The sequence below is a fragment of the Methanophagales archaeon genome (assembly GCA_021159465.1).
Taxonomy (GTDB): Archaea; Halobacteriota; Syntropharchaeia; order Alkanophagales; family Methanospirareceae; genus G60ANME1.
In genome coordinates this window covers 1-9352 of sequence record JAGGRR010000142.1, presented here as the reverse complement: position 1 = coordinate 9352, position 9352 = coordinate 1, and the positions used below count along the sequence as shown (strand labels likewise).

The window sequence follows — 9352 nt, the reverse complement described above, 5'->3', positions numbered from 1 at the left end:
AGTGTGTTGGAGTAAATGGTTGCACCTATGATATGGACGCGGTCTCCAAATTCGTCAACTTTCTTCACATCCTCAGGTTCGGGTCTAGCCTGAAAGGTCCTTCGATTATCATTCCTTCATCAATCCTCATCAACTGGTGTGAAGGGCACACAGAAGTAATCCATTCTCTCTTGTATGCTTCCATAGAAGAGGGCATCCACTGAAAATTCTCTCGATTTATGTCTTTACAGGGATATACTGTTATGACCTTTATTTTATTCTTTTCTGACTGAAACAATGCTATTTGTCAAAAGGAACCTATCAAAGGATGACAAACATGGATTTCTGAGAGCGTGACTGAGAAAATTCAGAGTTATGGAGTGTTCAAAACACTGTCCGGGCAAGTGCATCTCGTTCTTTTGAGCTCTTACTCAACGCAAAGGTATTTACTTTCGCATTCATCTGATGACTTAGGGGGATGAGCGTTATCTTTTATCTTAGTTGGTAGTTGGTAATCTATTGTTAGTAAGGAGAAGAGATGGAAGAAGAGGAATACATACGGCACTTCAGCGCACTTGTGGAGCTGGAGCGAGAGGAGCAGATGAGGCTACACGAGGAGGAGATGAAGAGGCTCAGCGGACGGCAGCGTGAGGAAAAGGGCAGAGCTTTCATCAAAATGCGTGGCAAATCGCAGGGTCTGGGTCTGGGAGGTAAGTATATGGTAAGATTCACGAAGCAGAACGCAACGAAATTACCCGAGAGTGAGATAGAGGTAGGGGACCTCGTACTGGTGAGTAAGCCGGGTACAGTGCCATGGGATGAGGGTAATCCAACCGGTACGGTAGCGGAGAAGACATCATATTCGATTGTGGTGGCTTTTGACGATGCCCCGCCGGGATTTGTATTTCGTAAAGACCTCAGAATAGACCTGTTTGTTAATGATATCACGTTTCAGCGGATGAAAGAGGCTCTTAAGGGGTTCAGGAAGTTACCAAAATGGCGAAGAGAGAAGTTACTGGGAAAGAGGGAGCCGGAATTCAATGCCGGAGATAGAGATGGTGATGGTGATGAGTTAAGAGAATTAGAATTCTTTAATGAGTCGCTGAACAATAGCCAGCGTGAAGCAGTGCGGAAGAGCATAGCAGCCCGAGATTTCTTCCTCATTCATGGTCCTCCCGGCACAGGTAAGACTATCACCTGCGTTGAGATCATATCACAACTTGTGAGTCGAGGTTACAGGGTTCTGGCAGCAGCAGACTCGAATGTAGCAGTGGATAATCTGGTTGAGCGGCTGGACAGGATAGGGTTGAATGTTGTGCGGATAGGGCATCCAGCACGTGTGATACCTACTTTAAGGAGAAGAAGCATAGATTATCTGGTTCAGGACGAGCAGGATTACCGGAAGGCACAGGAGCTCAGAGAGAAGGCTTATGCAATTAAAGAGCAAATGGAGAAGTTCACATTTCCCGAGATGCGATGGAGACGGGGGTTAAGCGATGAGGCGATACTGAGACTTGCGAATGAGGGAAAAACGACACGGGGTATACCGAAGAAGAAGATAGAGGCGATGAAACGATGGATTGAGCTGAAGCAGGATGTAGATGCGTTGTTCAAAGATGCACGCGCACTTGAGGATAAAGCAGTGAGGCGGATTTTAAAGAATGCAGCAGTGATATGCGTAACGAACAGCACAGCAGGTTCAGAGCTGCTCGGGAGTGAGAAGTTCGATATCGCGGTTATTGATGAAGCGACACAGTCCACGGAGCCTTCATCGCTTATTCCTGTGCTCAAGGCGAAGAGGTTCATCATGGCAGGTGACCACAAGCAATTGCCACCCACGGTACTGAATGAGGAAGCAATGAGAGGTAGTCTGAGCAGGAGCATGTTCGAGCGACTCCTCGCTCTTTACGGAGATAAGATAAGGGTTATGCTTGAGGTTCAGTACAGGATGAACGAGGAGATAGCGGAATTTCCTAATAATGAGTTCTACGAGGGCAAATTGAAGGCGGATGAGCGTGTGAGAAGGCAAACCATTGCTGATCTGGTGCCATCCATCACCAAATTGGAGTTCGTACTGGCAGATAAGCCTCTTGTATTCATAGATACCGCATATAACACAGGATTCGAGGAGAAGATGAGACGGGGCTCGACTTCAAGAGAGAACGAAGGTGAAGCGAGATTAGTTAAATTCATCGCTGAAAGGTTATTAGAGGCTGGTGTGAGAGCACAGGACATCGCGGTTATCTCTCCCTATGATGACCAGGTTGCACTCATAAGGATGATGCTCAGGGTGGAGGGACTGGAGATAAAGACGGTTGATGGATTCCAGGGCAGGGAGAAGGAGGTGGTGATAGTATCCTTTGTGCGGAGTAACAAATTCGGAGATATAGGATTCCTTGGTGATCTCAGACGCTTGAATGTCTCTATAACGCGTGCGAAGCGGAAGTTAATCCTGATTGGGGATTCACAAACGCTGGGGAGTGAGAGTTGTTATCGCAGGCTTATTGCACTGGCGAAGTCTCGAGGTGGTTATAAAAGAGTCCATGATATAGATTTTCCGCATCATTATTTATATTAAGATAGCTTTGCTAATCAAGCTGTGGTGTGTGAAGCGATGCATTACATAATAACAGAGAAGGGAACAACAGCGAAGAGGATCGCATCCATCCTATCAGAAGGTAAAGCGAAGAAGGTGAAGATAGGGAAGATAGATGCATACGAGTTCGGGGATAAGGTAGTGGTGGGGTTGAGCGGGCATGTCTTCCGGATCGATTTCCCGGATTCTTATAATGATTGGAGTAAAATAGACCCATATAAGCTGATAGATGCCGAAATAGTGGAGGTCGCACTCAAAAAGGACCTGATTAAAGCACTGGAGCGGATAGCGAAGGATGCAGATGTCGTGACCATAGCCACCGATTACGATCGAGAGGGGGAGTTGATAGGTGTAGAGGCGCTCAATGTACTCAAGAGAGTGAAGCCTACACTCAAGGTTGACAGGATGCGATACAGTGCGATAACAGAGCAGGCGATAAAAGAGAGCTTTGCCGCAAGGACGGTAGTGGATTATAATCTCGCTGCCTCTGCGAAGGCGCGTGAGATGATAGACCTGATATGGGGCGCTGCTTTGACCAGATTTGTATCTCTGACTGCGAACCGGCTTGGTGATGGTTTCTTCTCCGTCGGGCGTGTGCAGTCACCCACACTCGCGTTGCTCGTAGATAAGGAGAAGGAGATAGAGCGATTTATACCGCGCAAGTACTGGGAATTGCATGCAACGCTGAGAACAGAGGATGGTGAGACTTTCACAGCGACACATGAGCGTGGTAAATTCTGGGCGCTGGAAGATGCGGAAGAAGCGAAGAAGAAGTTAGAATCAGCGAAAGAGGGTGTTGTAAGGGAATTAAAGAAGCGATTGCGGCGTGATAACCCACCCACACCCTTTGATACCACCAGTTTTATAAGAGCAGCATCATCCATCGGCTTCACTCCAAGACGGGCTATGAATATCGCAGAGAGTCTATACCTCCAGGGACTCATCTCTTATCATCGCACTGATAATACAACATATCCTGAGACACTGGACCTGAATGCGCTGGTGGGTATCTTCAAATCCAGCGCTGAATTTGGAGAGTATGCGAGATTATTGTTGAAGAAGAAGCAATTGAAGCCCACAGCGGGTAAAAAGAAGACAAAAGACCATCCACCGATACACCCCGTATCGGAGATAGCGCGTGATAAGCTCGATAAGGACGAATGGAAAGTTTACGAGCTTGTGGTCAGGCGCTTCTTAGCTACCCTCTCCGATGCAGCGAAATGGGAGGATACAGCAGTGAAGGTAGAACTGGGAGGCGAACAACTGGAGGCGAAGGGGCATGAACTGAAGCAACCGGGCTTCCTCGCGGTATATCCGTATCAGAAGAAGGAGATATTGAAGTTGCCTGCGTTGCGAGAGGGGGAGAAAGTCTGGTTAGAGGATTTAAAACTCGTGGAGAAGGAGACGAAGCCACCAAACAGACTTTCACAGGCGGGTTTGATAAAGAAGATGGAAGAACTTGGACTGGGCACGAAGAGCACACGGCATGAGATAATCGGGAAGCTCTATGAGCGGGCATACGTACAGGGCAATCCGAGCAGACCAACGGAGAAGGCATTTGCACTCATTGATTCCTTAGAGAAGTATGCAGCGATGATGACAAAACCGGATATGACAAGAGCTCTGGAGCAGGAGATGGACTGGATAAGTGAGGGTAAGCGTAAGAAAGAAGAAGTGGTGGATGAATCAAGGGAGATGTTGAAGGCGGTATTCCAGGAGATGGTGGAGAACCGCGAAGAGATTGCGAAATCACTTAAAGAGGCAGTGAAAGCGGATAAAATCGTTGGCACCTGCCCTGAATGCGGAGCGAACTTATTCTGGGCTACCTCAAAAAGGAGGAAGAGATTCATAGGCTGCAGTAATTACCCGGAATGCAACTTCTCGTTACCGCTGCCTCCCACCGGACGTGTGATAGTGACCAGAGAGCACTGTAGTGTGCATCCAACGTTATTCAAGCTGAAGATATTGAAGAAGAGCAAGGGTAAGGCAGGTAGGGCATGGGATTTCGGCTGTCCTTATTGTAATTACCTGCAATGGAAGAATAATAACAATAACAAGGATAGCAAGGAAAAGAAGAAGGAAGAGGAAGAGGATAGGGAAAAGAAGTGAAATACTTCATTTTCGTTCGGATATCTTCCTTCTCACTTCCTCCTCAAGACCACTGAATACTGCGAGCTTGTTCAGGTACCATGAGCATGGCACTCGCCTGGTTCGCAAGTCCGATTCCGCGAGGCTTATCCACACGCTGGTGTACTTCTCACCGCCCTTCACGATGATGTCAAAGCTCTCGTAATGTCTGGAAGAGATAAAGAGCATGAAATAATGGTGATAGTTATGGAGTTCCCAGTCCTTCACCTCTATACCCATTCGAGCGAATTCCGCAGGGTGTACCAATTTGAGTTCCTCCGGCTGTATCACAGGCTCGTAATCTACTCTCGACCTTATAAGCCCACCAGTATCTCTCGCAGCTACTGTGTATCGCCGCTCTATACCTTCGTGGATGATGGTGGCACTATAAAACGGCTTATTGTCTACAGAGCCCCTGAAATTCGAGACGACCTCAAACGGTATTGTAGCTCGTGATATGAGTCCGGTATCGGTAAGGATTCGATGAATCATATCAGGGCTCTCTTTGACTGTCTGCTCTATCTTCACCTCTATTGTGTATAACGGGTGGAGCGCAAAACCATAGTTCTTCAGTTCCTCTATCTTTATTCTTCTACTTATTGGTTCTATCATCTGTAATAATAGTACTACATAAAGGAGATAAAAGAGATAAAGGAGATATTGAATGTGGAGGAGGTGCAGTGTGAGTTAAAAGAGGGGGAGATGCTGGAGGTAAAGGGTTGAAACTCCGACAGAAGCATGATAAGACGATTTAATAACTCCAGCTTGAGCTTGAACTTGAAACTTGAACTTAAAACAGAACAGTCAATAGCAGTGTGAAAGTGACGAACCAGCAAAATGCGGTTATGAAACCTATATATAGCCAGTCCTTCGCCCCATTTACACGAGTATGCATGTACGGGTACACAAATTTCTGAGTTAGAATCAAAAGTAAAGCAATAAGCAACCAGTCCGTGGATACCGGGCTTGGATATATATTCAGCTTCTCTGAATCACTCTTTATTATATACTTATTGTCTATTAACCATTTATCCGCTCCTTCCTTAAGAACCGTGAGATTCTGATTCGCATCAAATGGGATACCCTTATCTTTAAACTGTGCAGATAGATTTGCGGGGATGAGGCCCTTATCCAGATAAGCAACCGCTGAACCGTCAGTGTTATCAACGACCATAAGAGGATAAGCAACGTATATAGAGAAGCATATAACACCTGCGAGAATGCCAAATAGGAGAGGTGTCAGTGTCTTCTTCAAATCCTCTATGTATTCCTCCTTCCCCTTACTCTTACTCCTATCCATGCTCACTCACTCTATAATCTCAGACACATATAAGCCTAAGCAATATCATCTCATGCTATGCCATGCTATCTGAGTTCTTCTTCATCATTCATCACTCTTTCTTAAGTCTTCCAGCCTGCTCTCTCCTCCTATCTCCTTTATCACTGCTACCACTGCTCTGGGCACCAGAGCCTCCCAGTTCTCTCCATTCAGCATTCGTCGCCTCACCTCACTCCCTGAATATTCACCGCGATTGAAGAGCAAAGGCGTTCGCACCGCATACCTCCGTTCCCTGAATAAACGCTCTATTAATGAGTTATTTGTATATACCATATCCACCGGTGGTATCAACGACTCGACATGCGATACCCATACTGCATTCCAGTTCACATCCAGAATAGGAACGATATAGAAATTCAAGATGCCGTCTTCCCTCAATGATTTTGAGATCATCAGATATCGCTCGCCTGCAGTGAAAGGATTCTCCAGCTCATGACTCCTCTGCGCTGACCCGATACATATAATCACCTCATCTACCTCCGCAGCTATCTTTTTTATCACTTCGTGATGTCCAAGGTGGTAAGGCTGGAACCTACCAATATACAAAGCCCTCATCAATCTTCAATCACTATCCTCAGTTAGACTCTAAGTCTTTTTGGCTTATATATTCCATCACTCTCCTGTGGAGTTCAAGCAGCAGTTCGCGCCTCGATTCCATCAGTACCACATCCGATGCCTGTAACGCAACCAGATTATGAGCAAAAGGCGAAGGGAACGGCGTCTCTATTGTAACTGCTTCTATCATGCCACTTTCAATCCCTCCAATCACTTCCTTTGCATGCTCGATGTCGAAGACCTCCTCCAATATCTCACGGTATGTCTCCTCCACAATAGGGAAGCCCTCTATCTTCTTCGCTACATTCAATATAGATGTGGAACTCCGTTGCTGCTTCCCTACCCCTATCTCATAACCCTTGTACTGCTTCAGCACCATCAAGCCGCGAACAGCGCAATGCCTGAATCTCCGCTTGAATAGTTCCGTTCGCTTTACACTCGCCCTTAATAGCTCCTCTATTGTTTCACTGCTCACTAAATTCGCTACGGTGCTCACGTCCACGCGTTTATGTGGCAATTTTAATATGAAACCGTTATCATTCACCGTCACAGAGACATTGCTCTTATAAGCACGGCTTATCGCATACGCATAAGCTCGCGATAGTGCATCCAGTGTCCTCCTGCCATAAAGTGCATGGAAGACAATATTCTGACGCCCTATATCATCATAATAAACCTCGATGAGAATACGCCTGTGATTGGGTATCACGCCTGCATACCGCTTTTGTGCCTCGAAATAAGAGAATATACTCTCCGCTGCACTCTCATCCAGATTGTAATCGCGTTTCAACCATTCCACAGCCTTATCCGGCTCTTTTTCCAACTTACGCCCCATCTCAGCCCTGAACTTCCCTATCTCTATTGCGGAATCAAACTCTAAAGGAAGCATCTCTCCTATCCATGCAGGTATGGTAGGCATACCCTCAAAGAGGTCCACGTATGCTCGCATACCGCGGACCGATATGAACTTATAAGTCCTGCCACCAAGTACGAAGGTATCACCCTTCTCTAACTTCTCCAGGAACGGCTCGTCTATTTCCCCTATCTTCTTCTTTGACTCCCGCTGGAATACCTGTACTGAACTCTCAGATGGTATCGTCCCCACATGGGTCATGTAGATACCGCGAGTACTTCTCCTCCTGCCAAATACACCCTCATCCGGGTCATACCATATCTTAGAATAGACCTTCCTGCTCTCCAGCTCCGAATAATCTCCTGCTAAATAGCGTAATACCGATATAAACTGCTCCTTCTTTAAATTACGATATGGATATGCCCTTCGTATTAAATTATACGCATCATCAACATTCCATCTCTGCTCCAGTGCCATGCCCACAAGCTGCTGCGCCAGTACATCCAGTGCCGGTCCTACCACGCGAACGCGGTCCAGCTTCTTGTCGCGTGCACATCTCGCCAGAACTGCGCATTCCACAAGGTCGTCCATGTCCGTTACAACCAGACAGCCACGTGCAACTCTATCCAACCTGTGCCCCGACCTGCCCACTCGCTGTATCAATCTCGTTGTGCTCTTTGGCGAACCTATAAGAATGCAGAGGTCAAGTGCACCTATGTCCATGCCCAACTCCAGTGACGAGGAGCATGCAACTGCCTTCATTCTGCCGTTCTTCAAGCCCTCCTCCACTGCGAACCTCGTATCACGTGATAAAGAGCCATGATGCGTCCCGATTCTATCTTTGTCTGCACTCATCAGTTTCGATAGCTTATATGAAACGCGTTCCGCACCTGACCTCGTGTTCGTGAAGATCAATGTAGAGTTATGCTGCTCCACCAGCGCCCGCACCTTGTTGTAGAGCGCTGCAGTTGTATCTTTACCACCGGTATAAAAATTCACAGGTGAATGTACACTCACTTCCAGGCTCTTTGCAAACGAGACATCAGCAATCAAACAGGGTCGTGGTTTATGCTCTTCAGAGAAACCCACGAGGAATTTCGCTACTTCGTCCAGTGGTGATATAGTGGCACTCATACCTATACGAGTGAACTCGGAACTACAGAAGTGCTGGAATCGCTCAAGAGTTATGCTGAGATGTGCTCCTCGTTTTGAATCCGCAACTTCATGTATCTCATCAACGACGAGATAATCCAACTCCTTGAGATATTGTTTGAACCTGGGCGCATTTAATATTATCGCAGCGCTCTCCGGTGTTGTTATTAATATATGGGGTGGCTTCCTGAGCATACTCTGCCGCTCCTTCTGCGTTGTATCACCGGTACGAACAGCTACGCTTATCTTCTTCGTGATGCCCGCTTCGTGCTCCATTATCGCTGCTATCTCAGCCAGTGGCTCTTCCAGATTCCGTCTTATATCGTTACCCAGTGCCTTCAAGGGGCTTATGTAGAGGCAATAGATTCTATCTTCGAGCTTATCCTGCCTGTTCAATTTACAGAGGTGATTTATAATCCCGAGGAAAGAAGCAAATGTCTTGCCACTGCCCGTTGGTGCGCATATCAAAATATTGCGCCTGTTTATTATCTCCACAATTGCATATCGCTGTGGCGGTGTGAAATGATGATATTTATTCCTGAACCATGTAGCGATATAAGGCTCTAAAGCCTGGTATATCTCCTCTTCTTTGTACTCGTGTGCTCTCATCATTCCTTCTTTCATCCTGGCAATTACCTCTTATTGTGTAGAGCATGTCCAACAATTACTAAACAACTACTAGATAATACTTACTGCACAGATATAAAGAAAAAAGAAAGGAGAAGAGAGAGGATTTAAAAGATAAGGACTA

7 protein-coding genes are annotated in these 9352 nt (G+C 46.5%); 3 read left to right on the top strand and 4 right to left on the bottom strand.

All coding sequences use genetic code 11. The features are described 5' to 3' along the window. The 3 genes from J7J01_06530 to J7J01_06520 all read left to right on the top strand — a co-directional run. The coding region (locus tag J7J01_06530) for a hypothetical protein (protein MCD6210529.1) at positions 1–203 on the top strand (203 nt) is incomplete at its 5' end. A 314-nt stretch (positions 204–517) separates the two neighbouring features. Continuing rightward, entirely contained in the window at positions 518–2557 is a 2040-nt protein-coding gene (locus J7J01_06525; GenBank protein ID MCD6210528.1) for an IGHMBP2 family helicase, read from the top strand. Between the two features lie 36 nt (positions 2558–2593). Next, entirely contained in the window at positions 2594–4684 is a 2091-nt protein-coding gene (locus J7J01_06520) for a DNA topoisomerase I (protein MCD6210527.1), read from the top strand. Between the two features lie 6 nt (positions 4685–4690). Here the strand turns inward: J7J01_06520 and J7J01_06515 are convergent, their stop codons facing one another. The 4 genes from J7J01_06515 to J7J01_06500 form a co-directional block, all read right to left on the bottom strand. Continuing rightward, the gene (locus tag J7J01_06515; GenBank protein ID MCD6210526.1) at positions 4691–5314 is read right to left on the bottom strand and encodes a hypothetical protein; all 624 of its coding nucleotides are present in this window, start codon (positions 5312–5314) and stop codon (positions 4691–4693) included. A 178-nt stretch (positions 5315–5492) separates the two neighbouring features. Continuing rightward, complete coding sequence (locus tag J7J01_06510; protein MCD6210525.1) at positions 5493–6002, bottom strand: hypothetical protein; 510 nt, start codon at positions 6000–6002, stop codon at positions 5493–5495. A gap of 84 nt (positions 6003–6086) precedes the next feature. Continuing rightward, positions 6087–6596, bottom strand: coding sequence for a nicotinamide-nucleotide adenylyltransferase (locus tag J7J01_06505; protein MCD6210524.1), 510 nt, complete (start codon positions 6594–6596; stop codon positions 6087–6089). A gap of 19 nt (positions 6597–6615) precedes the next feature. Further along, positions 6616–9225 carry an ATP-dependent helicase gene (locus J7J01_06500; protein MCD6210523.1) on the bottom strand — a complete coding sequence of 870 codons (2610 nt, stop codon included), beginning with the start codon at positions 9223–9225 and terminating at the stop codon, positions 6616–6618. Between the last annotated feature and the right edge of the window lie 127 nt (positions 9226–9352).

Bases quoted from the DNA above. Each gene is read 5' to 3' on its own strand.
- J7J01_06510 (MCD6210525.1), bottom strand. From the start codon at position 6,002: ATGGATAGGAGTAAGAGTAAGGGGAAGGAGGAATACATAGAGGATTTG.
- J7J01_06515 (MCD6210526.1), bottom strand. From the start codon at position 5,314: ATGATAGAACCAATAAGTAGAAGAATAAAGATAGAGGAACTGAAGAAC.
- J7J01_06525 (MCD6210528.1), top strand. From the start codon at position 518: ATGGAAGAAGAGGAATACATACGGCACTTCAGCGCACTTGTGGAGCTG.
- J7J01_06520 (MCD6210527.1), top strand. From the start codon at position 2,594: ATGCATTACATAATAACAGAGAAGGGAACAACAGCGAAGAGGATCGCA.
- J7J01_06505 (MCD6210524.1), bottom strand. From the start codon at position 6,596: ATGAGGGCTTTGTATATTGGTAGGTTCCAGCCTTACCACCTTGGACAT.
- J7J01_06500 (MCD6210523.1), bottom strand. From the start codon at position 9,225: ATGAAAGAAGGAATGATGAGAGCACACGAGTACAAAGAAGAGGAGATA.